This window comes from Pseudofrankia asymbiotica, from assembly GCF_001983105.1.
GTDB lineage: Bacteria > Actinomycetota > Actinomycetes > Frankiales > Frankiaceae > Pseudofrankia > Pseudofrankia asymbiotica.
Genome location: NZ_MOMC01000005.1, coordinates 47,940 through 74,744 on the forward strand (window position 1 = coordinate 47,940; position 26,805 = coordinate 74,744).

Below are 26,805 nucleotides of genomic sequence, written 5' to 3' on the forward strand. Positions count from 1 at the left end.
TCATGTGCGGGGGTACGTCAGGCGGGGCGCAGCGCCGCGAGCACCAGCCGGACGTGCTCGCGCACGTCGTCCTCGTCCAGCGGCTTGTGCCCGACCATCAGCCGGAAGTAGAGCGGCGCGTACACCAGGTCGAGCACCACGTCGGGATCGGCGGGCCGAATCTCCCCGGCCTCCACGGCCGCCCGCACGATCGCGATGCCGTCCCGCCGCCGCGCGTTGATGTAGCCGTCGCGGAACGCCTCGGCGAGCTGCGGGTCGGACCGGCCGGCGGCGATCAGCGCCGCCATCGCGGTCCCGGTCGCGCCCCGGAACGCCGCGGTCATCATCAGCAGCCGGTCCTCGACCTGCTCCAGATGGAAGTGCTCGGGGTAGGGCAGCAGGTCCGCGGACTCGCGCAGGAACGCCGACATGATCACCGCGGCGCGGTTCGGCCACCACTTGTAGATGGTCACCTTGCTGACACCCGCTCGCGCGGCGATCGCCTCAATCGTCGTGGCCTCGAGCCCGCGTTCGACGAGCAGCGCGTACGCCGCGTCGAGGATCGCCGACTCGGCTCGTGCCGGYATGACTGGCGCTCCCTTCTGTTGACGCTGAGYCGCCCGGTTGACGCCGAGCCGACCGGTTGACGCCGCGGTGACCGGTTGGCGCCGCGCTGCCCGGTTGACACGGCACCTGCCCGGTTGACACAGTGAACTGAACGTTCAGTTCAGCCTAGCCGGACGGTGGAGCGGGCATGGCAACTGTCACCGAATACTCGTCCTTCGAACTGCCCGTCACGCGGATCGCCGAGGACGGGCCGATGTCGGCCGAGGAGCGGCAGGTCCGGCGCGATCTGGCCGCCGCGTACCGTCTGTGCGCGCTCTTCGGCTGGGACGACCTGATCTACACCCACATCTCGGCGCGGGTACCCGGCCCAGGCGGCCACTTCCTGGTCAACCCGCTCGGCCTTGGCTTCGACGAGATCACCGCGTCCAGCCTGGTGAAGATCGACCTGGACGGCACGGTCGTCGGCGAGAGCCCGTTCCGGCCGAACGCGGCGGGCTTCGTCATCCACGGCGCGATCCACGCCGCCCGCGAGGACGCGCACGCCGTGGTGCACCTGCACACCGAGGCAGGCATGGCGCTCTCGACGCTGGCCGACGGGCTGCTTCCGCTGACCCAGCACGCGATGCGCTTCCACGAGCGGCTCGGCTACCACGACTACGAGGGCATCGCGCTCGCCTCGGGCGAGCGGGAGCGACTGGTCAGCGACCTCGGCGACCACGCCGGCCTGATCCTGCGCAACCACGGGACGCTCACGGTCGGCCGCAGTGTCGGGCACGCCATGACGGAGACCTTCTACCTGGACAAGGCCGCGCGGGCGCAGCTGCTGGCGCTGTCCAGCGGGCGGCCGCTCACCATCCCGCCGCCGGAGGTGGTCGCGCTGACCGTCCGCCAGTGGCTGGGCGACCTCGCCGGCTCGCACGACCGCGAGTGGCCCGCGCTGCTGCGGAAGATCGAGCGGCTCGACCCGTCCTACGCGGACTGACGCCGGTGCCCTCCACGACGTTTCACGAGCAGTGGTCCGCGGCTGTGGCCGGCCACGGCGACCGACTCTTCCTCCTCTTCCGCGACGACCACGCGATCAACGCGTACTCGTACGAGGAGTTCGACCAGGTCGTCGCGGAGACCGCCGGGACGCTGCGGGCCGCCGGTGTGGGGCGCGGCTCGTGCGTGCACCTCGCGCTCGCCAACTGCCCGGCCTTCGTCGCCACCTGGCTCGCCGCCGCCCGGCTGGGCGCCTGGATCGTGCCCGCCGACCCGGCGTCGACGGCGCGCGACATCGCCTCCCAGGTCCGCCGGATCCGGCCGGCCGTCGCCCTGTGCGCCGCCGCCCGAGCGGACGCCTACCACGCGGGCGCCGCCGGCGCGGTTCCCGTGGTGGTCGAGCTCGCCGAGACGGCCGCCGACGTGGCACCGGGCGGCCCGCTCTCCCACGGCGAGCCCGTCACCGCCGCCGTGGCCGGCGTCGGCCCGTCCGACCGGCTCGCGGTGATGTTCACGTCGGGCACCACGTCCGAGCCGAAGGGCGTCGTGCTGACGCAGGAGAACTACCACACGGTCGGCGCGGTCATGGCCGCGGCCGTGGGCCTGCGCCCCGAGGACCGCTGGCTCGTCACGCTGCCGCTCTTCCACGCGAACGCGCAGTACTACTGCTTCGCCCCGGCGATCGCGACCGGCGCCGCCGTCGCGCTCACCCACGCGTTCTCCGCGTCCCGCTGGGCGCGGCAGGCCGACGAGCTCGGCGCGACGCACGCGAGCCTGTTCGCGGCGCCGATCCGGATGATCCTCGCCCGCTGCGGGAGCGAGCTCCCGCCGCTGCGGCTGCGGCACGTGTGGTTCGCGCAGAGCCTCGGGGAGCAGCACTACGAGCGGTTCGCCGCGATCATCGGATGCCGGCCCCGCCAGCTCTACGGGATGACCGAGACCATCGCGGCGGTCACCGGTGACACCAGCGTCCCGCTGCGGCACGACGTGATCGGCGAGCCGCTCGGCGACCGCGAGATCGCGGTGGTCGACCCGGTGAACGGCGGTCCCGCCGCCACGGGGACGCCCGGCATGCTGCGGGTACGCGGGGTGCGCGGCGCGGACCTCTTCGCGGGCTACCTCGACGACCCGGAGACGAACGGCCGGTCGTTCACCGACCTCCCGGACGGGACGAGCTGGTTCACGACCGGCGACCTGGTGGCGGCCGACGCCGACGGGCGGCTGCGCTTCGTCGGCCGGCTCGATGACGTGATCAAGGTTTCCGGCGAGAACGTCAGCCTCACCGAGGTGGAGTCGGTCCTGGCGCAGGCGCCGGGCGTCCTGGAGGCCGCGGTGGTGGCCAGGGCGGACCCGACCCGCGACGTCGTCCCCGTCGCGTACGTCGTGCCGCGGGACGCGGGCGCCCCGCCCGACCTGGCCGCGTTGGCGGACTGGGCGACCGGCAACCTCCCGCCGGCCGCCCGCCCCCGCGAGTGGCACCTGATCGCCGAGCTGCCGCGCACCAGTGTCGGCAAGGTCCGCCGGTTCCGGATCGGCTCGGCGTGAGTGGCCCGCCGTCAGCGCCAGTACGGCGCCGTCGCCGCCGCGGCCGCCTTAGGCAGCTCCAGCGGACGGCGGCGCAGCTCCTCGTTCAGCACCTCCACGCTGACGAGTCCGTCGTAGCCGCGGTCGCGCAGCGTTCCGGCGAACCGGGCGAGGTCGAGCACGCCCTGCCCCGGAAGCGCCCGCCGGTTCGCGGTCTCGTTCACCGCGTCGTCGGAGGCCGGCGGCAGCGCGTCGGCCATCTGCACGTACGCGACGCGGTCGAGCGGGATTTGCTCGAGCTGCTCCCAGGGGGCGCCACCGCGGAAGAAGTGCCAGCTGTCGATCAGTACCCCGGCCCGCTCCGGGCCTGCGGCCTCGACCACCTCGAGCGCGTCGTCGATCGAGGCCACCCCGCCGAGCGGGCTCGGCTCCACCGCCAGCCGCGCCCCCGCCTCGGCGAAGACGTCCGCGCTCCGCTTGAGGAGGTCCAGCGACTGCCCGTCGAGCGGCGCGAGGAAAGTGGCCACGACCCACTCGGCCCGTACGGCCGCCGCCGACCTGGCGAGCCGGGCCGCGTGCCGGAGCACGGTGTCGTCCCGCCCGGTGAACAGCAGCGCCATCAGCTCGTGGCAGCGCAGCCCGGGCGTGTCGAACGCGGCCGCGGCCGTCTCGTCCGCCCGGCCGACCGCGAGCCCGAGCGCCGAGAAGCCGGCCGCCCGGGTCGCGCCGRCCATCGCGGCCATGTCAACGTCCCACATCGTGTCGGGGCTCAGCGCGAGCTCGACCGTCGCCATATGACCTCCTCGAAATTCACCTCTGCTATACGGTTGTACTATACTTCCCCCTATGAGTGATGAAAAGACGGGTCGGCTGGCTGGAAAGGTCGCCGTGGTCACCGGCGCCGGTTCGGGAATAGGGTACGCAACAGCCCTCCTCTTCGCGCGGGAAGGTGCTCGCGTGGTATGCGCGGACATCAGCGGGAAAGAAGAGGAAATCGTTGCCGAGATCGGTGACGGAGCGGTAGCTGTTCATGTCGACGTATCACGGAACGACGACGTCGCGCGAATGATCGAAACCGCCGAGCGCGAATTCGGCGGCCTCGACGTGCTGTTCAACAACGCCGGCTTCGGCGGCCCGCGCCGCCCGCTGGCCGAGTTCGACGAGGAGATCTTCGACGACATCGTCGCGGTCAACCTCAAGGGCGTCTTCCTCGGCATGCGGCACGGCATCGCGGCCATGCTGCGCACCGGCGGCGGCTCGGTGGTCAACACGGCGTCCGTCACCGGCCTGGTCGGGATGAAGAACCAGGCGGTCTACGCGGCGGCCAAGGGCGGGGTCGTGCAGCTCACCAGGTCGGCCGCGCTCGACTACGCCACCCAGGGGGTGCGGGTGAACGCGATCTGCCCCGGCATGGTCTGGACGGGCCTCGCCGGCGGGGAGCCCGGCTCGGCCCCGCCGGCCGACCTGATCCCGCCGCAGCCGATGAAGCGGTGGGGCCTGCCGGAGGAGCTGGCGGCCGCCGCGCTCTTCCTGGCCAGCGACGAGTCGTCGTTCGTGACCGGCGCGCTGCTCCCCGTGGACGGCGGCTACACGGCCCGCTGAGCGCTTTTGGGGACAATGGCCGCCGGGCATGCGAAGAAGATCATTTTCGCATGCCCTTTGGCCCTCCAGGGGCCTACTTCCCGGCCAGCCGGGCGACGATCGGCGCGAACGCCTCCGCGTCGGACTGCTGGACGCTCACGTAGTTGACCCCGAAGGCCTCCCGCCGCAGCTCCAACAGGTCGACGATCTCGTCCGCGGTGCCGGCCAGGACGTTGGGATGGTTCCGCAGCTCGGAGGGCGCCATGCCCATCGCCTTGGCGACCGGCGCGAGCGCGCCCTCCGGGTCGTCGGTCACCCGGGTGAAGAACGGTGAGCCCTCGACGTCGAGCGTGGCGAACCGCTCACCGGCCGCGTCCCGCACGTAGCCGATCCGGCGTTCCGCCTCCTGAGGCGGGGTCAGCCCGTCGTCGTTCACGGGTGTGAACGGCACGTTCGCGATGCTCGCGATGTCGGCGTGGCGGCCGGCGAGCGTCAGCACCCGCTTCTTCCCGCCGCCGATCATGATCGGCGGGTGCGGCCGTTGCGCGGGCAGGGGCAGCCCGGCGTAGCCGCTCACGTCTACGAACTCGCCGTGCTGGTCCAGCTCCTCGCCCGAGCAGTGCGCCTTGAACAGCGCGATCACCTCTTCGAGCTTGGTGATCCGCCGCGGCCCGGCGCGAACTCCAGTCCCATCGCCCGGTACTCGGGCGCGCTCCAGCCGGCGCCGATGCCGAACTCCAGCCGCCCGTCCGACAGCAGGTCGAGGGTGGCCGCCTCCTTGGCCAGCACGGCGGGCACGTGGTAATCGACGCAGAAGACCCGGCAGCCGATCCGTAGCGTTTCGGTCACGGCCGCGGCGACGGCCATCGCGGTGATCGGAGCGAGATGCTGCGGCGGTTGGCGGCTCTCGCTGCTCGCCGGCCCGTGACCCAGATAGTGGTCTGCCAGGAAGAGCGTGGAGAACCTCAGATCCTCGATCCGGCGGGCGAGCGTTCGCCATTCACCGCCGGAACGCGCCTTGGTCGCCTGCACCGCGAATCGGAAGGGCCTCGAACTCGCCATGATCGTGAACTCTAGAGCAGGGGACTGCTGCCGGTCCACGATTGTTGACCCAGTCCGACTTCCGTGATCGTCTGGATCTGGCGGGCTCGGCTGGCGGGCTGGGGTTGTGTGGCCGGGCTGTCCTGAGCGGCGCCAGAATGACGGCCCTCACGCCGAGACGGAATAGCCACCGTTCACCGGGTAGGTCTGGCCGGTGATCCAGGAGGCGAGCGGGCTCGCGAGGAACGTGACGAGGCCGGCCACGTCGTCTGGCCGTCCCAGGCGGGGGACCATGTACCGCTTGAGCTGGCGGCGCAGGCGGTCGGCCAGCTCGGCTGACTCGCGGGCCATCTCCTCGAGGCCGAGGGTGTCCACGGTGGAGAGCGCCACGCTGTTGACCGTGATCCCCTTGCCGCCGACCTCGCGTGCCAGCGCGCGCATGAACCCCGCCGCGCCGGCCTTGGCGGCCGAGTAGGGCGCCATGTTCGCCTCGCCCACGCGCCCGGCGTCCGAGACGATCGTGATGACCCGGCCCTCACCCGCGGCGAGCATGTTGGGCAGCGCCACGCGGGTGCAGTTCAGTACCCCGTACAGGTTCACGGCGAAGTAACGGTCCCAGTCGGCCGGCTCGGTGGTCGCGAACGCCCCGACGCTGACCGAGACCCCCTTCGAGCCGCCGGCCGGGTTCTTCACGTCCCAGCCGCCGGGCCCGGCGTTCCCGGCGTTGTTCACCAGGATGTCCACGGTGTCGGCGCCGATCGCCGCGGTCACCGCCGCGTAGTCGGAGACGTCGAAGGGGCGGGCCAGCGCTACGCCGCCGGCGGCCTCGATCTCCTTGACGACCTCGTCGGCCCGGTCGGGCACGAAGTCGTTGACGAGCACCCTGGCGCCCGCCGCCGCCAGGGACAGGCAGGTCGCTCGCCCCACGCCCTGGCCGCCACCGGTGACGAGAGCCGTGCGCTCGCCGAGGTCGATCGTGAAGGTCACGTGTATGCCTCTCTCATCATGATCGCCGCGACCGTGTCGCCGCGGTCGCGATCTGCCCGGATTCGCGACGGTGGCAACACGGTGACGGCGATCTACTGGCGGCGAACGTTACCGCCGCGGCTCCGTCAGGTGGCCGCGCCGGCGATCTTGAGCTCGAGGATCTCGTCCTCGGAGTGGCCGAGCTCGCGCAGCAGGTCGTCGGTGTGCTCCGCGAACAGCGGCCCGCGGCTGGTCTCGGGCGGCTGGGCGTCGAACTGGACCGGGTTGGCGATCAGGCGGCGTTCCTTGCCCTCGCTGTCCACGACCGGCCGGATGTAGCCGTTGGCCTCCATCTGGGGGTCGTCCAGGATGTCGAGCGGGCCCTGCACCGGCGCCCACGGGCCTTCCATGGTCTGCAGGTGACTGCTCCAGTAGGCGAACGGCTTCTGGGCGATGGCCTCGGTGATGTACTGGCCGGCCGCGGTCGCGTTGGCCATGAGCTTCTGGGCCGTGTTGAAGCGCTCGTCGTCGATGAGCTCGTCCAGGCCGAGGTGGCGGCAGACGTCGGCGAAGTAGCGGAACGSCTGAATCATGGTGAAGTTGATCCAACGCCCGTCCGAGGTTCGGAAATGGCCGACCGTGGGGTTCAGCGGGGCGTTCGCCATCATCTCGTTGATGGATATCGGCGTCTTCTCGGCCCGCGTCAGCGACGCGTTGCTGAGATCGAGCGCGAACGCCCAGGCCCCGACGCTCATCAGGGACACGTCGATCACGGACGGCTCCCCGGTCGCCGCCCGGCCATAGAGCGCGGCGGCGATGCCGCCCGCGATCGTCATCCCGCCCATGGAGTCGCCGTAGGCGCCGCCCGGCATGGTGAGGACCCGAGGGCTGTCCGGCGGCGTCACACCCCAGGCGCTGCCCATGCGGCACCAGAACGAGGAGCCGTCGTACCCGCCCTTCTCCGCCCACGGACCGCGCTGACCGTGCGCGCTTCCGCGTACATAGATGATGTCCGGGTTGGCCTTGCGGATGTCCTCGAGCTCGATGCCGAGGCGCTTGCGCGCGTCCGGGAGGAAGTTGGTGAGGAAGATATCCGCGTCCTTGACCAGCTCGAGGAGGACCGCGTGCCCGGCGGGGTTTTCCAGATCAAGGCCGATGCTGCGCTTGCCGCGGTTCGGATGATCCATGATCGGGTGGAACGTGCCGTCCTTCGGGTGGTTCACCATCCCGCGCTGCGCGTCACCCCGCTCGGCGTGCTCGACCTTGATCACGTCGGCGCCCCACTCGGCGAGGACTCCGCCTGCCGCCGGGGTGAATGTGAACTGGGCGACCTCGATCATCTTGACGCCTGCCATCGGCTTCTGCACTGATCCCCGGTCCTTCCTGCGAGCGGCGTGGAAGCCGGTCGGACGCTGCTTGGGTCGGCGAACGGCTCGTCCCCGGATACCGTAGTTAGGCTGAGTACAAGAACGCAAGGGATGGGTCTCGCGGGGGATGGGTTCGTGGCCGGCCGACGTCCACGTGTGGTCGTCCAGCGGCCCGCGGTGACCGCACGGCGCCTGTGGGTGTCGCCGGGCGCGGGCGACCCGTCCCGCGTACGGATGTGCGGGTGGCGGGGTCATGCTCGCGGCGCGGTCGTTGGGTGGCGACGCGAGCACTTTCGGTGAGAGCTTGCGTCGACGTTTGGCGGTGTCCCGCGTCGGCGGCCAGGTGCCCTGGGGGGGCCGGAGTTTGGCGGCGAGGTCTTGTGTGACCTGCCGCCACCTGCTAAACATTACCCCTCAGATCTTGTACTCAGTACAAACCCGGCTCGGAGGTCGGGGGACCGCGCCCGGGAGGAGTTGGCGTGGGGCCGGCGCGACCGCGGGCCATCGCAGGCGCCGCCGTCCATCGGCCATGAAGACGATCTAGGGCCATCCGGGCTCCGGGCGAGCCCGACTCGTGTGGAGCCGCCGAAACCCCGCGGGTCATGGCATCGAGCTCGAACGACCGTCGAAGCAGTCTCCAGCGCCATCTCGGTGCAGTCGTACTCGGAAGGGAAGTCCCGGCGTGAAGAACAACAAGATGATTTCGGTGACGGTTGCCGCGGGTCTGTTAGCGGCCTTGGTCGCGGCCTGTGGCGGCGGCGACGACTCCAAGGACGCGGACACGGCGAGCGGTGGGCTCGCCGGGTCGCCCATCACCATCGAAGTGATCACGACTCTCACGAGCGTCACCCCCGGCACCGAGGCGTACCAGGCCGCGCAGGCCGCCGCGGCGGCGGTGAACGCGTCGGGGGGCATCAACGGCCACCCGCTCAAGGTGAAGGTGTGTGACGCCAAGGGAACCGAGAGCCCGACCGCGGCGACGACGTGCGCCCGCAACCTGGTCGCGGACAAGGACGTGATCGCGGAGGTCGGCGACTACCAGGCGTTCCCGGAGCAGACCAACACGATCCTGAACGCGGCGCACGTGCCGAACATCGCCTCGCAGCCGACCGCCCAGTCGACTCTCTCCTCGCCGAACTCCTTCCCGCTCGCGGGCTCGGACGGCGCGGGCCTGGGGACCGTCCTGGCCGACAACGGCGCGAAGAACATCCAGGTCGCCTACACGAACGTCGCCGCGGCGGCCTCCGCGGTGGGATTCAACACGATCACGCTGCAGCAGGGCCGCGGCATCAAGCTCATGGGCGGCATCCCGGTCGAGGTGACCGCCACCGACCTGACTCCGGTCGTGACCGCCGGGGCCAAGGGCGACGGCGTGGCGATGGCCATGATGCCGACCCACGTCGCCTCGTGGCTGAACGTGGCCAAGAGCGGCAACTTCACCCAGAAGCTGTCCGCCAGCGCGGGGTCGCTCACCGAGGACACCCTGAAGTCGCTCGGTGACAAGGCCAACGGCCTGCTCGTCGCGGCGGGCCTCCCGCTGGTGACCAGCGACATGCCGGGCATCAAGAGGTTCAAGGACGAGATGGCCAAGTACCAGCCGAAGGCCGACATCGACCAGGTCAGCCTGAACGCCTGGATGGGTACCTGGGCCTTCGCGCAGGTGGCGCGCACCATCAAGGGCGACGTCACCCGGGCCTCGACGCTCGACGCCTTCAGCAAGCTCACGAACTTCAACGTGTTCGGGCTGCTGCCGGACGGCTACACCACGACCAAGGACTTCGACTTCCCCGGGCTTGGCCGCCTCTTCAACCACCAGATCGTCGAAGGGGTCGTGAAGGACGGCAAGCTCGTGCAGACGTCCGATGGCTACGTGCCCGTCTTCACGCCGAAGCCGTAACGATCACGATGCGTGAAAGCCGCGATGCCCGCGGGTCGGTGACGACCCGCGGGCAGGGGGTGGTCCAGTGATCCGTTTCCTTTTCCTCGGCCTGGGGCTGGGCGCCATCTACGCCCTGGCCGGGCAGGGCCTGGTCCTCATCTACCGAGGGTCGGGCGTCCTCAACTTCGCTCACGGCGCGTTCGCCGCCGTGGGCGCCCTCGCCTATTACGACCTGCACGTCAGCGCCGGTCTGCCGGTGGCGCCGTCGGTCGTGCTGGCGCTGCTCATCTCCGGTGTCATGGGCACCCTCATGCACCTGCTGGTCATGCGTCCGCTACGGCACGCGCCGCCGCTGACCAGGGTGATCGCGACCCTCGGCGTCATGGTCGTGCTGCAACAGCTCGGCCGGATCGTGTTCGGAACCTCGATCCGGATCGTGCCGTCGTTCCTGCCGACGAGGAGCGTCAGCCCGATCGGCGACGCGGCGGTGGGCCTCGACCGTTTCGTCCTGCTCGGCATCGCGATCGTGGTGTCGGCGACCCTCTGGCTGGTCTACCGGTACAGCAGGTTCGGCGCCATCACCTCGGCGGTGGCCGAGAACGAGCGCGGCGCGCAGCTCATGGGCCACTCACCCGACGTGATCGCCGGGATCAACTGGACCCTCGGCGCGATGCTCGCGGGCCTCGCGGGCATCCTCATCGCGCCGATCGCCGGCCTGGACATCAACACCCTCGTCCTGTTGATCATCCCCGCGTTGGCCACCGCGATGCTGGCCCGGTTCGACTCCTTCGCCCTTGCCCTCGGAGCCTCGCTGCTCATCGGCATCGCCCAGTCCGAGATCACCAACTACGTGCACGCATCGGGCTGGAGCGACGCGGTCCCGTTCCTGTTCGTCATCCTGGTGCTCGTCGCCCGGGGGCAGAGCCTGCCGCTGCGCAGCCACGTGAACGAGCTGCTTCCGGAGATCGGGACGGGCGTCCCGCGGCCCCGCTGGCTGGCGGTCGCCGTCGCGGCGATGGTCGTGCTCATCCTGATCACGCCGACGACCTGGAACGACGCGCTGACCGCCACGACCATCGGGGCGATCATCTGTGTGTCGCTGGTGGTCGTGACCGGGTACGCCGGCCAGCTGTCCCTGGCGCAGTACGCGTTCGCGGGCTGGGGCGGCTACGTCGCCTCCCGGCTGGCCGCCGTCCACGGCCTCCCGTTCCTGCTGGCGGTCGTCATCGGCATCGCCGCGGCCGTGCCCGTCGGCGTCCTCGTGGGGCTGCCGGCGCTGCGGACCCGGGGAATCCACCTGGCCATCGCCACCTTCGGCCTGGCCTACTCCTTCCAGAGCATCCTGTTCCAGAGCGTCCCGCTCACCGGCGGCCTGGAAGGCACGGTCGTCGATCCGCCCACGCTGTTCGGCTGGGATATCGACGCGATCAACCACCCCAAGCGCTATGCCATCGTCTGCGTGGTGGCACTGCTCCTCGCCGGGCTGGTCGCCGGGAACATCAGGCGGGGCCGGTCGGGGAGACGGCTGGTGGCCGTCCGGGGCAACGAACGGRCCGCCGCCTCGCTGGGGATCAGCGTGTACGGCGCCAAGCTCTACGCGTTCGCGCTCTCGGCGGGGATCGCGGGGCTGGGCGGCGTCCTGCTGGCCTTCCAGACGAGCTACGTCGACTTCAGCCAGTTCAACGTCTTCAACTCGATCGCCGTGATCATCAACACGGTGATCAGCGGTGTCGGCTTCCTGGTCGGTGGCGTCGCGGCCGGCCTCAGCATCGCCGGCGGCGTGACGCCCAAGATCTTCGGTGAGCTGATCACGAACGGTTCCGCCAACCAGTACGTGACCCTCGGCCTCGCGGTGCTGCTCGTGCCGACCCTGATCCAGTACCCCAACGGGCTGGCCGCCTGGGTCGTCACGTGGAAGCTGCCGTGGGCGAGCCTTCCCTTCCGGCGCGCGACGCCGCGCGACGCCACCGACGCCACCGGCGCCGGCGTGGACGCCGCGCCCGGCGCGGAGGCCGGTACCGGTACCGGTACCGGTGAGACGGCGCCGGACACGGCGGTCGCGGCGCTCGTCAGGGCCGCGTCCACGGTGCCACCCGCCGTGCCGCGCCGGGTCGCGCCGCGAGTGCTGGAGGTGCGGGACGTCTCGGTCCGCTTCGGCGGGGTCCAGGCCCTCGGCGGGGTGTCGATCGAAGTGCGCCCAGGCGAGATCGTCGGCCTGATGGGGCCGAACGGCGCCGGCAAGACGACCTTCATCGACGCGGTCACCGGCTTCAACCGGGTGCAGGACGGGACGATCCTGCTGGACGGCGTCCGGATCGACGGCATGAACGCCCGTCGGCGGGCCCGGCTGGGCGTCGGGCGGACCTTCCAGTCGCTCGAGCTGTTCGACCAGCTGAGCGTCCTGGAGAACCTGCGCACCGCGTCGGACCCGCGCGACTCGGCCGCCTACCTGACGGACCTGGTGCGCCCGAAGCACACCGAGCTGACGCCGGCCGCCCGGTCGGCGATCGAGATGTTCGAGCTGGCGGGCGACCTGCACCGGGTGCCCTCCGAGCTGCCGTACGGCCGTCGCCGGCAGGTCGCCATCGCCCGGGCCATCGCGACCGAGCCGTCGATCCTGCTGCTCGACGAGCCGGCCGCCGGGCTGCACGAGACCGAGACGCAGGAGCTCTCCGACCTGCTGCTGCGGCTGGCCGACGAGTGGGGCATCGGCATCCTGCTCGTCGAGCACGACGTCCCGATGCTCAACCGGGTGTGCCACCGCCTCGTGGTCATGGACTTCGGGAAGGTCATCGCGACCGGGACGCCGGCGGAGATCCGCACTGACCCGCGGGTGGTCGCCGCCTACCTCGGCGAGGAACGCGACGATGAGCACGGCGACGAGGAGCACGGCGAGGAGGAGCCCGCGCGGGCGGCGGAGCGCGAGGAGGAGGTGGTCGGCGATGTCCGATGAGTCCACGGCGGTGCTGCGGGCCAGGGGCCTGTTCGCCGGCTACCGGAAGATCCCCTGCGTGCGGGACGTCAGCCTCGACGTGCGTCCGGGCGAGATCGTCGTCGTCCTCGGCCCGAACGGGGCCGGCAAGACGACCACTCTCCTGACCCTCGCCGGGGCGCTTCCCGGCCTCGGCGGGGAGGTGCAGTGGCGCGGCAACCCGACCAAGGCGTCGCTGCACCGCCGGGTGCGCGACGGTCTGGGCGTCATACCCGAGGAGCGTTCCGTCATCTCCCGGCTGACGGTGCACGACAACCTGCGCATCGGCCAGGGGCCCGTCGAGCAGGCCCTGGACCTGTTCCCCGAGCTCCGGCCGCTGCTGCGCCGGCGGGCCGGCCTGCTGTCCGGCGGCGAGCAGCGGATGCTCCTGACGGCGAGAGCACTGGCGGCCCAGCCCACCGTGCTGCTGGCGGACGAGCTCTCCCTCGGCCTGGCACCCAAGATCGTCACCAGGCTCATGCAGGCGCTGCGCGGGGCCGCCGACCGCGGCGCGGGCGTGCTGCTCGTCGAGCAGCACGCCCGCCAGGCTCTGGCCGTCGCCGACCGGGCATACATCCTGCAGCGCGGCAGCGTGGTGTGGTCGGGTTCGGCCGACGAGGCGAGGCAGAACCTTCGCCGGGTCGAGCGCGCCTACCTCGGCCAGGACGTCGGCGTCTGACGGTGGACTCGGGGTCGTCCGCCACTGGCGGACGGCCCCGTGGCATAGTTAAACTGAGTTCAAATACTGACGGTGTCGAGCGTGGAGTCCGGAAGGTCGCGTGCCGATGCAAAAAGAAGACATGATCCTCGTGAGCATCGATGATCATTCGATCGAGCCGCCCGACATGTACGAAAGGCACGTTCCGGCCAAGTACCGGGACCAGGCGCCGAAGGTCATCCGCAACGCCGACGGGATCGACCAGTGGGTCTTCCAGGGCGCGGCGACGTCGACGCCGTTCGGCATGGCCGCGACGGTCGGCTGGCCGGCCGAGGAATGGGGCCGCGATCCCGGCACCTACACCGAGCTGCGGCCCGGGTGCTTCGACCTGAACGCCCGGATCGACGACATGAACGCCAACGGCGTGCTCGCGTCGATGTGCTTCCCCAGCATGGCGGGCTACAACGCCAGGACGTTCGCCGAGGCGCCCGACAAGCAGCTCTCCCTGATCATGCTCCAGGCGTACAACGACTGGCACATCGACGAGTGGTGCGCCGGCGCTCCCGGCCGGTTCATCCCGATCGGGATGCTCCCGATGTGGGACCCCGAGCTCGCGGCGGCGGAGGTACGCCGGCTCGCGGCGAAGGGCTGCCCGGCGGTCAGCTTCCTGGAGGCCCCGCACGCGCAGGGATACCCCAGCCTCCTGTCCGGCCACTGGGACCCGCTGCTGAACGCCGTCGTCGAGACCGGGACCGTGCTCTGCCTGCACATCGGCGGCGGCATGGGCCTGCTCAAGCTGCCGGTCGAGGCCCCGCCGGACCACTCGATCATCCTGTCCACGCAGGTCATGACCCTGGTCGCGCAGGACCTGCTGTTCGGCGGGGTGCTGCTGAGGTACCCGACCCTCAAGATCGCCTTCTCGGAGGCCGGCATCGGCTGGATCCCGTTCTACCTGGAGCGGGCCGACCGGCATGTGAAGAACCAGCTGTGGCTGCAGAACGACTTCGGTGGCCGGCTCCCGTCGGAGATCTTCCGGGAGCACGTGCTGGGCTGCTTCATCACCGATCCGACCGGGCTGAAGAACCGGCACGACATCGGCATCGACATCATCGCCTGGGAGTCCGACTACCCGCACACGGACACGACCTGGCCCGAGTCGCCGGAGATCCTCTGGAGCGAACTGGTCGACGCCGGGGTGACCGAGGAGGAGACCCACAAGATCACCTGGCAGAACGCCTGCCGGTTCTTCGGTTTCGACCCGTTCACCGCCATTCCGCGCGAGCAGGCCACGGTCGGCGCGCTGCGGACGCGTGCACGCAACGCGCACGTCGACACGACCCGGATGTCCAAGAACGAATGGCGGCGGCGTAACGAGGCCGCCGGGATCGGAGTACTCGTCCGATGAGCGAGACTGGCGGCGGCGAGGGGCAGCTCGCCGGCAAGGTGGTCGCGGTGACGGGCGCGACCAGCGGGTCCGGCCTGGCGATCGCCAGGAGGTTCGCGACCGAGGGCGCCTCCGTCGTTCTCCTGGCGCGGGGGGCCGAACGGCTGAAGGCGCTCGAGGAGGAGTTAGGGCCGCGTGCCGTGGGCGTGACGACCGACGTCGGCGACCCGGACAGCGTGCGGAGCGCGTTCGAGGCCATCAGGGCGCAGTTCGGAAAGCTCGACATCCTCATCAACAACGCCGGCCTGCATCGGCCCGCTCCCTTCGAGGCGCTCTCCGACGAGGACATCAGCCGGGTGGTGCGCACCAACCTGATGGGCCCGATCTACACCTGCCGGGCGGCGATTCCCCTGATCCGGGCCGCGGGCGGTGGCGACATCATCAACACCTCGTCCGAGGTGACTCTCGAGGTGTTCCCGTACGAGGCCATCTACAAGTCGACCAAGGCGGGTCTCGAGGCGCTTGGCCAGGCGCTGGGCCTGGAGTTCGAGAAGGAGGAGATCAGGGTCACGACCCTGATCCAGGGCGTGGCGCTTGGCGAGGGCGGCGGTTCGACCGACTGGGAGGACAGCGGGGAGCACACACACCTGGTGTGGCCGCGTCTCCAGGCGGAGGGAACGATCAACCGGGTGATAGGCAAGCACGGCGGAATGACAGTCGAAAGCGTGGCCGACGTCCACATCTTCATCGCCACCCGACCTCGTGGCCAGAAGCTCGACGTCGTCCGCGCCCGCAGCTACTAGTGATGCCAGAGGCAATGGCCGCCAGGCATGCGAAAGAAGATCATTTCAGCATGCCTTCCGGCCTCTAAGGCGATTGGTGCCGGAGATTCTTTAGTGGCCGAGTTCTATGATGCCCTGCCGGTCGACTTCATCGAGCCGGGCGAGACGACGACCGTCGACGTGGACGGCTTCCCAGTGGCGGTCGCCAACGTGGACGGCGAGTTCTATGCCTTCCAGAACCTGTGCCCGCACCAGGGCAGCAAGCTGGGCGGGCGAGCCTTGGACGAGGGCTGTTTCATCATCTGCCCCACGCACGCCAGCCGGTATGACGTGCGTTCCGGCGCCTGCGTCCGGCCCTCGTCCTCCGACGGATTCAACCAGGATCTGATGGTCTTCCCCACCCGTGTTCAGGACGACGTCGTCCAGATCCAGATCTGAAGCAAGAAGACAAGAAGATGAGCGGAGCCGCCGRCCGGGCGTCAGAGCGAGAGGCTGCTGTCCGGATGCAGCCCCGCGAGCACGATGGCCGTGCGGCGGTGCAGGGCCAGGTTGAGCCGTCCGGTGCGGCCCTGGGCCCATTCCAGAATGGAGTCCAGCACCAGGGCCTCCAGGATCTGCGCCATCTCCGACGGCTCGACCTGGTCGGTCACCTCGCCTTCCTTCTGCGCCCGCGCGAAGAGCACCTCGAAGGCCTCGGCGAACGCCGGGTCGAGGGGAGGTATCTCGGCGTCGGCCCGGCGGGGCCGGCGGAACTCGGCGAGCGCGCGGATGACGGCCGCCGGGTCGGCGGCCTTGATGCTGCGCGCCAGCGCGTTCATGAGGGAGCGCAGCGACTCCTCAAGACCACGATTCGCCTTGATACAGCGAGCCGCCTCCTCGCTGAGAATGGAGGCGGTCTCGTACCCCATTTCGAGAAGAATTTCCTCCTTATGGGCGAAGTGGAAGTAGAAGGTCCCCTTCGTGACTCCGGCGGCCTGGGCGATCTCCTCGGCCGTCGTTTCTTCGATCCCGGTCTCGAAGCCTCGCTCGGACCACAGGCGCAGTGCGGCACGCACCAAGCGGCGTCGAGTTTCGCGGGAGCGCGCCTGCATAAGGCGGGCCCGCCGCGGTGTGGGTGGGGTAGTCATTGACCAAATATACCGGCGTGGTCAACCGTTGCGTCGCGCGACCCGGCAAGAAAGAGCGTGCACGTGGCCGTCCCAGGCTCGTTGGCGGCGGCGCGCGCTGGGCGGACGACGTCCGGCGAAGGGCCCCGCGACGGTTGGCGGCCCCCATGTCGGGCCTCGGTAGTCGGCTCGGTGGAGCCGGTCGCGGTGAAGTGCGTCACGACCGGCGCGGGGCAATCGTATGAGCGATTCGTGTGACGTCGTCGTGACGCACACCCTGGCGTGGGGAGTTGTCCGTGGCTGATCGGGTCCCGCTGGTGGACTATCTGGTTCTCTCTGACGATCCCCATCTCGTCGCGCACGAGTGCGAACGGTGCGGGGCGCGATTCTTCGACCGTCGCAACGCCTGCGCCTCGTGCGGTGCGACCAATTTCCACCAGGTCGACATCCCGAGAAAGGGAACGCTGCTCACCTACACGATCGTGTCGACCGCCGGGCCCGGAATTCAGGTGCCGTTCGTCGCCGCCGTCGTCGACTGCGGCGGCACGACCGTGCGCGGAAACCTCGTGAACGTCCAGCCCGATCCCGGGCAGGTGCGGACGGGTATGGAGGTGCGGCTGACCACCGTCTCTGTGGGCACGGACGGCGCGGGCGTCGAGGCCGTCGGTTACGGGTTCGAGCCCGCGTAGGCGGGCCCGCCACAACGAAAGGAATGTCCGCCGTGACCCAGGACGTCTGGATCCTCGGGATCTCGATGACGAAGTTCGGCAAGCACCGGGACAAGGACTCGGTCGACCTGGCCTCCGAGGCGGCGCTCGCCGCCTTCGGCGACGCGGGGGTCGGCATCAACGACATCGATGTGCTCGCCGCCGGCAGCCTGATGGCGGGGACCTCGGCCTTCGGCCAGCAGTTGCAGAAGCAGATCGGCCAGACCGGAATCCCGGTCTACAACGTCGCCAACGCCTGTGCGACGGGCGCGACCGCGCTGCGTACCGTCATCATGGCGATCAAGGCGGGGGAGGCCGACCTCGGCTTGGCGGTCGGCGTCGAGAAGCTCTCCGGCGCCGGGCTGCTGGGCCCCGTCAACCGCCGGAAGGAAAGCGACACCTGGGCACCGGACGGCCGTTTCGGCGCGCTCGCCACGCTGGACGGCAGGGTCGGCACGGACTCGATGCCGGGGGTGTTCGCCCAGATCGGCCTGGAGTACGGGCACAGGTATGGGGGAGCCGACTTCGAGCTGTTCGCCCGGATCTCCGAGAAGAACCACGCGCATTCGACGCTGAACCCATTGGCGGCCTATTCGAAGCGGTTCACCCTCGAGGAGATCATGAATGACGTCATGATCGCCTATCCAAACACGCGGCCGATGTGCTCGGCGAACTGCGACGGCGCCGCCGCGGCGGTCGTGGTCAGCGACAGCAAGCTGCGGACGCTGTCCCTCGAGCAGCGCAGGCGCGCGGTGAAGATCAGCGCTTCGGTGCTCACCAGCGACCCGTGGCGCGAGGGATGCCAGGTGCTGCCGGACGTCAACACGCTGACCCGGCAGGCCGCGACCCGCGCCTACGAGCAGGCCGGCATCGGCCCGGAGGACCTGGACCTCGTCGAGCTGCACGACTGCTTCGCCACGGCCGAACTGGTCCACTACGACAACCTGATGCTGTGCCCCGAGGGCGGCGCGGTGGACTTCTTCAACTCCGGCGCCACCTGGCGTGACGGCAAGACGCCGGTGAACGTCAGCGGCGGACTGGAGTCCAAGGGGCACCCGATCGCGGCGACCGGCATCGCGAACGTCTGGGAGATCTGCCATCACCTGCGCGGTGAGGCCGGGGATCGCCAGATCGAGGGGGCCCGGGTCGGCCTGGCCCACGTCATAGGACTCGGCAGCGCCTGCGGCGTGCACGTCCTGGAGAAGGCGGCCGCCTAGGGAAAACCACGGAACCTCCACGAGCAAGACGGCGCCCGGCACTGAACCTTGCCGGGCGCCTATTCCCATATCAGCAGAGAGTTGAAAACGTGTTAGTGCAATTACGCCGACGGGGCTGGGCGGCCGTCGCCGCGGCCGGCGTCGTGATTCCCCTCGCCCTGGCCGGCTGCTCGCGGGCCGACCACGACGCGGCTGGCAACGCGGCCTGCGCCAGCCCAGGAGTGACCCCGGCCGAGGTGAAGGTCGGACTCATCTATCCCGACAGCGGCCCGATCGCTGCCGGGTTTCGTTTTGCCCGCAGCGGCGTCCAGGCCCGGATCGCCCTCGCGAACGCGTCGGGCGGCGTGAACGGGCGGAAGATCGCCCTTGAATGGCGTGACGACCAGGGGAGCGCGAGCGGATTCACGCTGGCCGCCCAGGATCTCGTGACGCATGCCGGGGTCTTCGGCCTGCTCGCGGAGAGCATCGTCATCTCCGGTACGGCGGGTCAGCTGGACAAGGACGGGATACCGGTCGCCGGCCTCCCCGGCGAGGAGGTGTGGACGCAGCACCGGAACATGTTCACGTTCGGTTCGCTGCAGGCGGCCGGTTCCTCCGTCACCACCTTCGGGCTCTACGCGCGGCACTTCGGCGCGACGAAGGTGGCCCTGGTCTACAACGACACGATGTCGCAGTCGGCGCAGGGACTGGTCAAGCTGTTCACCGAGAGCCTGCGGTCCCAGGGCATCACGGTGGCGGACTCGATCGTTTACACCGCCGGGGTCACGACCCCCGCCAAGGTCGTCTCCCAGATCGCGGCGAGCAACGCCGACGCCCTCGTCAGCATTCTGTCGGCCGATGACTTCGTCCCCGTCTACGCCGCGGCGAGGCAGGCCGGGCTGACGTTCAAGGTCACGCTCACCACCTCCGGCTACGACTCACAGGTCCTCGCCACTCAGGGTGCCGGCATGGCCGGGATGTCGGTGCTGACGCCGCACATCCCCTTCAGCGCCGACTCGCCCGCGCTTCGCACCTACAGGCAGGCGATGAGCGACTACGCGCCGGAGCTCGGCCCGACCGACAACGAGGTCGCGTTCGCCGCCTACGTCACGACGGACGAGTTTCTCCGAGGCCTGGAGCTCGCCKGGGCGTGCCCGACCCGTGACGCCTTCATCGAGAGCCTGCGCGCGGTGAAGAACTACAACGCGGGCGGACTGATCCCCACGACCGACCTCAGCCGCTTTGGTGAGGCCAACCTCTGCTACAGCTTCGTCAAGGTCAACCAGACCGGTACCGCCTTCGACGTCGTGCCCAGCGTCGGCGGCCCCGACCCCAACCAGTGGTGCGGCACGCGACTCGGCACGGGCTAGCCGGCTCGGGCTAGCGGGCTCGGGCTAGCGGGCTCGGGCTAGCGGGCACGGGCTAGCCGGCACGGGCTAGCGGGCTCGGTCGGCTCTGCCTAGCTCGTCGGTCAGCCCGGCGCGCCGTCGCGGAACTCGCGGCGTGCCCTCTGGGCTGGCGCCGCGCTGCCCCGAACAGGCCCGGGCCTGTTCGGGGCAGCGCCGCCTGACGACCTAGAACCTGGTGGTCGAGTTCTTCGAGGGGAAGGGCGGGATGTCGAGCAGGGAGAGGACTCCCGGCGCGGCTTCGCACACCCGGGGGATGGCGTTGACGGCGCTCATGGCCGAGGCGACGGCGATGGGGTCACCGACGAACTCGGGCAGCGCGGAGAGGGTCATGTCCAGACGGATGCAGGGCTCGCCCGTCACCTCCGCGCGGTAGCCGTCGCCCTTGAACTCGAACTCCGGGAAGTCCTGCTCGCGCAGTCTCTCCACGTGTCCGACGATGACCCGGGCCTCCCCGCCGACCATGCCCTTGACCTGGTATCGCAGGCCGGAGATCGTCCCGGCGGGGATGTGGCCGGACGCCACGTCGAAGGCTTCGTCGGCGTAGATGACGCTGTGGTCCTCGACGATCTCGTCGATCTCCACGCCGATGGCGTCCGCCAACATGTGCAGCGTCGTCTTGTGGTAACCCGTCGTAACGCCTGGCTGCAGGATGGGCGTGTGCGTGGTCTCGCGCTGGCCGAAGCCGAAGAACTTGGTGATGCCCTCGCCCTCCCAGAAGGCGTTGTTCATGAACTGGTACATCTCGATGCTCTTGACCCCGCGGGCCAGCGCGAGCGCGGACAGGGCAAGTCCGGCGGTGCCGTAACCGGGGTCCATGCCGATGGTGCAGATGGACGACCCGCCCTCGCGACAGGCCTGCTCGAGCTGCTTGAAGAGCTCGTCATCCTGCGCGCGCGGGTACACCAGCGTGGGCCACCACAGGTTCACCACGTTCTTGCCCGACCGGAGGATCCGCAGCAGGTCCCCGAACGTCTCCATCGGGTTGTCCACCCAGTTGCGCCCGACCGTGAAGACGACGCAGTCCGCGGGGGTGGCGAGAACCGCTTCCTTGTCGCTGGTCACGCGGACACCGAGCGGGTCTAACCCGTAGAGCTCGCCGACGTCGCGGCCATCCTTCTCCGCGGAGCGAGCCCAGGCACCGACCACCTCCAGATCGGGGCGGCCCAGCACGCCGATCACCGCCTCTTTGGTGACCACGCCGGTCGCCCAGTGGATGACTCGATACGCCACGATCGCCTCCGCACGTCCGTTCATTTTTAAACTGAGTACAACATAACCATCTTGCGAAGATCGTGCACATGATCCGTTCAGGACCGTGCGGATCGCTCCGGCGGAGGATGGTTGCCTGGTCAGGCCGTGTGCCGGCGGATCCGAGACCGCCGCGTCCCGCCCAGGCCCGTACATGCCGAAGCCGCCGGTCCCGGTGGGAGCGGCGGCTTCGGCGGAGGTCGGTCTTGAGTCGGCTTGGTCAGCTCGGGTCGGTCCGGGATGAGTTCGGGCCGGTCCGGGGTGAGCTCGGGTCAGCTCGGGTGAGCTCGGTGGCGAGCTGGATGAGGTCGCCGGCGCGGACCTTGCCCACCTCGGTGCGGGGGAGCTCGCCGAGCTGGACGACGCGGGCGGGCACCTTGTAGGGGAGGAGCCTCTCCCGTGCCGCCGCGGTGAGGGCAGCCCGGTCGAAGGCCGCGCCCGGGTGGATGACGACGAAGGCCCACGGGACCTCGCCGAGCCGGTCGTCCGGTATGCCGACGACGGCACAGTCGGCGACCGCGGGGGAGAGGCGGATGACCTCCTCGACCTCGCCGGGAAAGACCTTCAGGCCACCACGGTTGATCATGTCGGAGACGCGGCCCTCGATCCAGAGGAAGCCGTCCTCGTCGACCCGGGCGATGTCGCCCGTGCGGAACCAGCCGTCCGGGGTGAGCCGGTCGCCGAGCGCCCTGCCGTCGGCGTACCCCGCGGATACCGCCGGCGTGCGGACGTAGAGCTCGCCCTGCCCGCCCGGCTCGACCTCGAGCCCGTCCGGGCCGACGATGCGAGGCGTCACCCCCGCGTGCGGACGGCCGATCGAACCGAGCTTGGACTCGCCGAACGCCCGCGCGTCCGCCGCGTTCCAACCGACGATCTCGCCGCCGATCTCCGTCTGTCCGTAGCAGTTGAGCACCGTCACGCCGAACTTGTCCTTGAACAGGCGGGCGCGCAGCGGCGAGAGCGGCGCGGTGATGCCGCGCACGTAGCGCAGCGGCGCGAGCGAGGTGATCGACGGGTCGTCCGTGAGCATGTTCATCGCCGCCGGCGGCAACACCGTCGAGCGGATCTGGTGCTTCGTGACGGCCCTGGTGAACGCCGCCGTCGTGAACGTCGGCATGATGACCGCCGGCGCGCCGACGCGGAACGCGAACAGCACGTTGTAGATGCCGGCCGACAGCGCCATCGACGTCGGGATGAGGTTCGGCATCGGCGCCTTGCGCTGCGCGAGCCGGTCCTTGGCCGCGTCGCCGACGAGCTTCGCCAGCACCGGCTCCAGCAGTGCCAAATAGCCCGAGTGCCGCAGCAACACCGGCTTCGGCCGGCCCGTCGTGCCGGACGTGAACTGCACCAGCGCGATGTCGGCGTCGTGCGCGGGCACGTCCACGGGCGTGCGCCGGCCTGGTACCGCCTCGGCCCAGTCCAGCTGGCCGCTGTCCGTGCCCGCGTGGACGACGATCGGCAGGTCGCCGCCGGTGACCCGGCCCGCCCAGTCGGTCGTCGTGACGATCGCCGCCGGGCGGACCGCCTCGACCAGGTAGGCGATCTCCGCGTCCGAGGTGCGCGGGTTGAGCGGTACGTAAACGGCCTCGGCGGTCCACACGCCGAACATCGCGGCGACGACCTCGGCCCCGCCGGGCAGCATCACCGCGACCGGGTGACCGGGGCGTACCCCGACCGTCCGCAGCGCCGCGGCCAGCGCCTCGGCGCCGCGGCGCAGCGCCGCCCGGGTCGTCTCCTCGTCCTCGACGAACACCGCGGGCGTCGCGTCGTCGCCCTCGCGCGGTTCCAGCAGGTCGACCAGCCTCATGCCGACCCCTCCGGCCCTTCCGGCCCCGCTGACCGCCCCGGCCCTTCCGGCCCTTCCGGGCTCGTCGGCTCGGCCGTGTTCGTCGACTCGGCTGTGGCCGTGGGCGGTTCGTCGGCCCGCTTCGCGGCGGCGACCGCGGTGGCCGGTTTCGGCTCCTGCTCCAGCTCGGCCCACCTGGCGGGGCGTTTCTCGACGAACGCCGCCGGACCCTCGACCTGGTCGGCGTGGCCCCAGACGGAGACGAGATGCGCGGCGCCGGCCTTGCACGCGGCCGTCAGCCCGTCCTCCAACGCCCCCCACAGGGCCCGCTTGGTCGCCCGCATCGCCACCGGCGAGTTGCGGGCGACCAGTTCGGCGATCTCGGCCGCGCGCTCGCGCAGCCGTGCCGGCGGGTCGACGACCTCGCTCACCATGCCCAGCTCGTAGGCGCGCGCCGCCGGCATCCGTTCGTGCGCGCCGACCAGCGCCATCCGCATCACCGGCTCGAACGGCATCTTGCGCAGCAGCGCCATCAGCTCGAACGAGACCACCTGGCCGACGGAGACATGCGGGTCGAAGAACTTCGCGTCCGCGGCGGCGATGACGATGTCCGCGTCGGCGACGAAGTGAAACCCGCCGCCGCCGCACAGCCCGTTGACCGCCGCGATGACCGGCTTCTCGACCCGCTGGTGCCAGGCGGTGAAGTGCAGGTCGAAGACCTCGGCCTCCGCCCGGTAGCGCTCCATGCCCAGGCCGTCGGTGGCGATCTCGGCCACGTCGACGCCGGTCTGGAACGCCCGGCCCTCCCCGGTGTRCACGATGACCCGGATCTCCGGGTCGCCGTCGAGCTCCAGCCATGCCTTGGCCAGCTCATCGCGCATCCGGTTGTTCATCGCGTTCAGCTGCTTCGGCCGGTTGAAGATGAGCCAGCCGACGTGGCCGCGGCGGGCGACGACGAGCGTCTCGTAGCCGGCGTACACGTGGTCGAAGTCGGCCTCGGTCGCGGGCGTCCCCGGCGCTCCTGACGCCGTCCCGGTCGCCGACGAGTCCGTCACGCTCATCCTCCTAGGCAGTTTCTCTCGGAATCTGGAATGAAGACTGGCCGGAGCTCCGCCGTGGACACGCAATGTGTTCGGACGCACACGGCTGTACGGCCCGCTGGGACGCCAACCGGCAACCGAAGGGGTAAGGGTTGGCCCGCCAAAGCACCCCCTCGACCCCACCCAAGCCGCCAAGGCCGAAGCGTGGCGGATGAGCAAGCCCAGGGGCTTGCTCATCCGCCACAGACCCCAGACCGTCCGTGGGAGTGTGGCGGATGGGCAAGCCTATAGACGGGCTCATCTGACACGTTCCGTTGTCGGCTTCCGGGAGGCGAGGATCTTCTCGTGTTCCGTTTGTCGGTCGAGCGGGGCCCAGCGCGCCGCGCGCTTCTCCACGAACGCCGCCGGGCCCTCGACCTGGTCGGGATGGCCCCACAGGCCGACCAGGTCGGCGGCCGCGGCCTGGCAGGCGGCCGTCAGGCCGTCCTCGAGCGCGCGGTAGAGGGCGCGCTTGGTCGCGGCCATCGCCGCCGGCGAGTTACGGGCGATCTTCGCGGCCAGGGCCGCGGCGCGTTCGCGCAGCTCGGCCGGGTCCTCGACCACCTCGCTGACCATGCCGAGCTGGTAGGCCCGCGCGGCGCCGAGCCTCTCGTTCCGGCCGGCGAGCGCCAGCCGCATGATCGTCTCGGCGGCGAGCTTGCGGGTCAGCGCGATGCCCTCGAACGCGGTCACCTGCCCGACCGACACGTGCGAGTCGATGAACGCGACGTCGGACGCGGCGATGACGACGTCGGCGTCGGCGACGAAGTGCAGACCGCCACCGACGACGCGTCCCTGGATCGCGGCGACCACCGGCTTGACGACCCCGCAGTGCCAGCCGGTGATCCGCAGCTCGGACCTTTTGGTCCGCCGGGACTGCTCGCGCAGCGCGCCCGGGTCGCGGCCGAGCTGGACGACGTCCAGACCGGTGCAGAAGTCCCGGCCGGCGCCGACGTTGACGATGACGCGTACCTCCGGGTCCGCGTCGAGCTCGGCCCACGCGCGCGGCAGCTCGTCGAACATGACGCCGTCCATGGCGTTGCCGGCCTTCGGCCGGTTCAGCTCGAGCCAGCCGACCGGCCCGTCCCGGCTGACCCTGAGGGTCCGGTACTCCTGCGTCATCTGCTCCGACTCCGACTAGTTCTGGCTCCGACTGGGTGGCGATCCCGCAGGGGCGCGGTCAGCTGCGGGGAACGTCCTTCCAGGCCTTGCCGCGATACGGGTCGGGCTCGCGGGGCAGGCCCAGTACCCGCTCGGCGAGGATGTTCTTGTTGACCTCGGACGTGCCGCCCTCGATCGTGTTGGCCCGGCTGCGCAGCATGCCGCGCACCTCGTGGGGGAGGGACTCGGCGTAGACCTCGGCCGGGTCGAGCGGGGCGCCGTCCGTCCCGGCCTGCTCGGTGCCGGGGATGAGGCCCGACTCCCAGGCGGCGCCGTACGCGCCGAGCAGGTCGGCGGCCAGCGCCTGGGTGCGCTGGTTGAGGTCGCCCTGGTGGACCTTGCCGATCGAGCTCTCCGCGCCGGGCGCGAGCCCGGCGGCGAGCCGGGCGCGGATGCGCTCGTTGGTCCAGGCCCGGATCCGCTCCTCGCTGTAGAGACGCGCGATCTCCTGGCGGACGGTCGGTTCGTCCCAGCCGCCCGGCCGGCCCGCGGCGCTGACCTCCCTGGCGAGTCTCACCAGGTGCCGCGCGCCCGAGCCGCCGATCCGGTCGACGCCGCCGGAGCCGGAGCCGGAGACCATCTGCCGTTCGCCGGACAGGGTGGAGTTGCCGACCCGCCAGCCATCGCCGACCGCGCCGAGTCGCTGGCTGTCCGGGACGACCGCGTCGTCGAGGAAGACCTCGCAGAAGTCCACCTCGCCGGTGACGTGCCGCAGCGAGCGCACCTCGACGCCTGGCTGCCGCATGTCGATGAGGAAGTAGGTGATGCCGTTACGCTTCGGCACGTCGGGGTTGGTGCGGGCCAGCAGCACGCCGTAGTCGGCGAGGAAACCCCACGTCGTCCAGACCTTCTGGCCGGAGACGATCCAGTTGTCACCGTCACGGACGGCGCGGGTGGCCAGGGACGCGAGGTCGGAGCCGGCGCCCGGCTCGGAGAACAGCTGGCACCACACCTCCTCGTTGCGCACGATCGGCGGCAGGAAGCGGCGCTTCTGCTCCTCGGTGCCGTGCGCGAACAGCGCGGCGGCGGCGTTCGCCAGGCCCAGCGGGTTGAGCCGGCCGAGGTTGTACGGCCGTAGCTCCTCGTCGGCGGCCCGGGCGGCGCCCGACGACAGGCCGAGGCCGCCGTACTCGGGCGCCCAGCGGGCCGCGACCAGTCCGGAGACGCCGAACACCGGGTACCAGCGTTCGTAGTCCGCCCGGCTGCGCACCGCGCGGATCGCCGCCCGGCCACCGGCCGCGGCGGCCTCGCGCCAGGCCGCCGGCACGTTCGCCTCGACCCAGTCCCGCACCCTGGCGCGGGCCTCTTCCGGCGTGGCGTCCGCGGCGAGCAGCAGCCGCCCGGACGGCCCGACCGGGCCCTTCGCGTCCGCGGCACCCCTGGGAAGCGCCGCGTCCGGGCCGATCGCCGAGTCCGGTGTCGTCCGCGACATC

The 26,805-nt window shown here is 70.6% G+C and carries 22 protein-coding genes and 1 pseudogene; 12 read left to right on the top strand and 11 right to left on the bottom strand.

What is annotated here, in order from left to right; genetic code table 11:
• Window positions 1-17: 17 nt before the first annotated feature.
• Window positions 18-689: a TetR/AcrR family transcriptional regulator gene (locus tag BL253_RS43365; RefSeq protein ID WP_338013682.1), complete on the bottom strand. Its 672-nt coding sequence runs from the start codon at window positions 687-689 to the stop codon at window positions 18-20.
• 44 nt (window positions 690-733) lie between these two features.
• Here BL253_RS43365 and BL253_RS01800 point away from each other — a divergent pair, with 44 nt between their 5' ends.
• Both BL253_RS01800 and BL253_RS01805 read left to right on the top strand, forming a co-directional pair.
• Window positions 734-1,528 (top strand): class II aldolase/adducin family protein, encoded by a 795-nt coding sequence (locus BL253_RS01800; RefSeq protein WP_076812969.1) that lies wholly within the window; start codon window positions 734-736, stop codon window positions 1,526-1,528.
• 5 nt (window positions 1,529-1,533) lie between these two features.
• Window positions 1,534-3,072, top strand: coding sequence for a class I adenylate-forming enzyme family protein (locus tag BL253_RS01805; protein WP_076812972.1), 1,539 nt, complete (start codon window positions 1,534-1,536; stop codon window positions 3,070-3,072).
• Window positions 3,073-3,083: 11 nt separating this feature from the next.
• Here BL253_RS01805 and BL253_RS01810 read toward each other — a convergent pair whose 3' ends face one another.
• Entirely contained in the window at window positions 3,084-3,845 is a 762-nt protein-coding gene (locus BL253_RS01810; RefSeq protein ID WP_076812975.1) for a sugar phosphate isomerase/epimerase family protein, read from the bottom strand.
• Window positions 3,846-3,897: 52 nt separating this feature from the next.
• On the opposite strand from BL253_RS01810, the gene BL253_RS01815 reads away from it, so the two are divergent.
• Window positions 3,898-4,653 (top strand): SDR family NAD(P)-dependent oxidoreductase, encoded by a 756-nt coding sequence (locus BL253_RS01815; RefSeq protein WP_076812977.1) that lies wholly within the window; start codon window positions 3,898-3,900, stop codon window positions 4,651-4,653.
• 73 nt (window positions 4,654-4,726) lie between these two features.
• Here BL253_RS01815 and BL253_RS01820 read toward each other — a convergent pair.
• The 3 genes and pseudogenes from BL253_RS01820 to BL253_RS01830 all read right to left on the bottom strand — a co-directional run bounded on the left by BL253_RS01820 (window position 4,727) and on the right by BL253_RS01830 (window position 8,006).
• Window positions 4,727-5,694, bottom strand: a pseudogene (locus tag BL253_RS01820) (TIGR03621 family F420-dependent LLM class oxidoreductase).
• Window positions 5,695-5,841: 147 nt separating this feature from the next.
• Window positions 5,842-6,660, bottom strand: coding sequence for an SDR family NAD(P)-dependent oxidoreductase (locus BL253_RS01825; protein ID WP_076812980.1), 819 nt, complete (start codon window positions 6,658-6,660; stop codon window positions 5,842-5,844).
• A 125-nt stretch (window positions 6,661-6,785) separates the two neighbouring features.
• Window positions 6,786-8,006, bottom strand: a complete 1,221-nt coding sequence (locus tag BL253_RS01830) for a CaiB/BaiF CoA transferase family protein (RefSeq protein ID WP_076812982.1) — start codon at window positions 8,004-8,006, stop codon at window positions 6,786-6,788.
• A 697-nt stretch (window positions 8,007-8,703) separates the two neighbouring features.
• On the opposite strand from BL253_RS01830, the gene BL253_RS01835 reads away from it, so the two are divergent.
• The 6 genes from BL253_RS01835 (at window position 8,704) to BL253_RS01860 (ending at window position 16,118) form a co-directional block, all read left to right on the top strand.
• On the top strand, window positions 8,704-9,903 hold the full coding sequence (locus tag BL253_RS01835; protein WP_241834435.1) for an ABC transporter substrate-binding protein: 1,200 nt from the start codon (window positions 8,704-8,706) through the stop codon (window positions 9,901-9,903).
• A gap of 67 nt (window positions 9,904-9,970) precedes the next feature.
• The gene (locus tag BL253_RS01840) at window positions 9,971-12,838 is read left to right on the top strand and encodes a branched-chain amino acid ABC transporter permease/ATP-binding protein (protein ID WP_076812987.1); all 2,868 of its coding nucleotides are present in this window, start codon (window positions 9,971-9,973) and stop codon (window positions 12,836-12,838) included.
• Window positions 12,828-13,535: an ABC transporter ATP-binding protein gene (locus tag BL253_RS01845; protein ID WP_076812990.1), complete on the top strand. Its 708-nt coding sequence runs from the start codon at window positions 12,828-12,830 to the stop codon at window positions 13,533-13,535. Before BL253_RS01840 ends, BL253_RS01845 begins: the two co-directional genes overlap by 11 nt.
• A gap of 106 nt (window positions 13,536-13,641) precedes the next feature.
• Window positions 13,642-14,919 carry an amidohydrolase family protein gene (locus tag BL253_RS01850; RefSeq protein ID WP_076813123.1) on the top strand — a complete coding sequence of 426 codons (1,278 nt, stop codon included), beginning with the start codon at window positions 13,642-13,644 and terminating at the stop codon, window positions 14,917-14,919.
• Window positions 14,916-15,701, top strand: a complete 786-nt coding sequence (locus BL253_RS01855; protein ID WP_076812993.1) for an SDR family oxidoreductase — start codon at window positions 14,916-14,918, stop codon at window positions 15,699-15,701. The genes BL253_RS01850 and BL253_RS01855 overlap by 4 nt, the downstream gene beginning before the upstream one ends.
• A gap of 93 nt (window positions 15,702-15,794) precedes the next feature.
• Window positions 15,795-16,118, top strand: coding sequence for a Rieske (2Fe-2S) protein (locus BL253_RS01860; RefSeq protein WP_007509784.1), 324 nt, complete (start codon window positions 15,795-15,797; stop codon window positions 16,116-16,118).
• 41 nt (window positions 16,119-16,159) lie between these two features.
• Here the strand turns inward: BL253_RS01860 and BL253_RS01865 are convergent, their stop codons facing one another.
• A complete protein-coding gene (locus tag BL253_RS01865; protein ID WP_076812996.1) occupies window positions 16,160-16,771 on the bottom strand; it encodes a TetR/AcrR family transcriptional regulator in 612 nt (203 codons plus the stop codon).
• Between the two features lie 311 nt (window positions 16,772-17,082).
• Here BL253_RS01865 and BL253_RS01870 point away from each other — a divergent pair, with 311 nt between their 5' ends.
• The 3 genes from BL253_RS01870 to BL253_RS01880 all read left to right on the top strand — a co-directional run bounded on the left by BL253_RS01870 (window position 17,083) and on the right by BL253_RS01880 (window position 20,059).
• Window positions 17,083-17,475, top strand: coding sequence for a Zn-ribbon domain-containing OB-fold protein (locus BL253_RS01870; protein WP_076812998.1), 393 nt, complete (start codon window positions 17,083-17,085; stop codon window positions 17,473-17,475).
• A 32-nt stretch (window positions 17,476-17,507) separates the two neighbouring features.
• Window positions 17,508-18,710 carry a thiolase family protein gene (locus BL253_RS01875; protein WP_198946124.1) on the top strand — a complete coding sequence of 401 codons (1,203 nt, stop codon included), beginning with the start codon at window positions 17,508-17,510 and terminating at the stop codon, window positions 18,708-18,710.
• 89 nt (window positions 18,711-18,799) lie between these two features.
• The gene (locus tag BL253_RS01880; RefSeq protein WP_076813003.1) at window positions 18,800-20,059 is read left to right on the top strand and encodes an ABC transporter substrate-binding protein; all 1,260 of its coding nucleotides are present in this window, start codon (window positions 18,800-18,802) and stop codon (window positions 20,057-20,059) included.
• Between the two features lie 204 nt (window positions 20,060-20,263).
• Here the strand turns inward: BL253_RS01880 and BL253_RS01885 are convergent, their stop codons facing one another.
• The 5 genes from BL253_RS01885 to BL253_RS01905 all read right to left on the bottom strand — a co-directional run bounded on the left by BL253_RS01885 (window position 20,264) and on the right by BL253_RS01905 (window position 26,804).
• On the bottom strand, window positions 20,264-21,328 hold the full coding sequence (locus tag BL253_RS01885; protein ID WP_076813125.1) for an NAD(P)H-dependent amine dehydrogenase family protein: 1,065 nt from the start codon (window positions 21,326-21,328) through the stop codon (window positions 20,264-20,266).
• Window positions 21,329-21,566: 238 nt separating this feature from the next.
• Window positions 21,567-23,153 (bottom strand): class I adenylate-forming enzyme family protein, encoded by a 1,587-nt coding sequence (locus BL253_RS01890; RefSeq protein ID WP_076813005.1) that lies wholly within the window; start codon window positions 23,151-23,153, stop codon window positions 21,567-21,569.
• Window positions 23,150-24,193, bottom strand: coding sequence for an enoyl-CoA hydratase/isomerase family protein (locus BL253_RS01895; RefSeq protein WP_420801612.1), 1,044 nt, complete (start codon window positions 24,191-24,193; stop codon window positions 23,150-23,152). The genes BL253_RS01890 and BL253_RS01895 overlap by 4 nt, the downstream gene beginning before the upstream one ends.
• A 276-nt stretch (window positions 24,194-24,469) precedes the next feature.
• The gene (locus tag BL253_RS01900) at window positions 24,470-25,333 is read right to left on the bottom strand and encodes an enoyl-CoA hydratase/isomerase family protein (RefSeq protein WP_076813008.1); all 864 of its coding nucleotides are present in this window, start codon (window positions 25,331-25,333) and stop codon (window positions 24,470-24,472) included.
• Between the two features lie 58 nt (window positions 25,334-25,391).
• The gene (locus BL253_RS01905) at window positions 25,392-26,804 is read right to left on the bottom strand and encodes an acyl-CoA dehydrogenase family protein (protein ID WP_198946125.1); all 1,413 of its coding nucleotides are present in this window, start codon (window positions 26,802-26,804) and stop codon (window positions 25,392-25,394) included.
• Window position 26,805 lies beyond the last annotated feature (1 nt).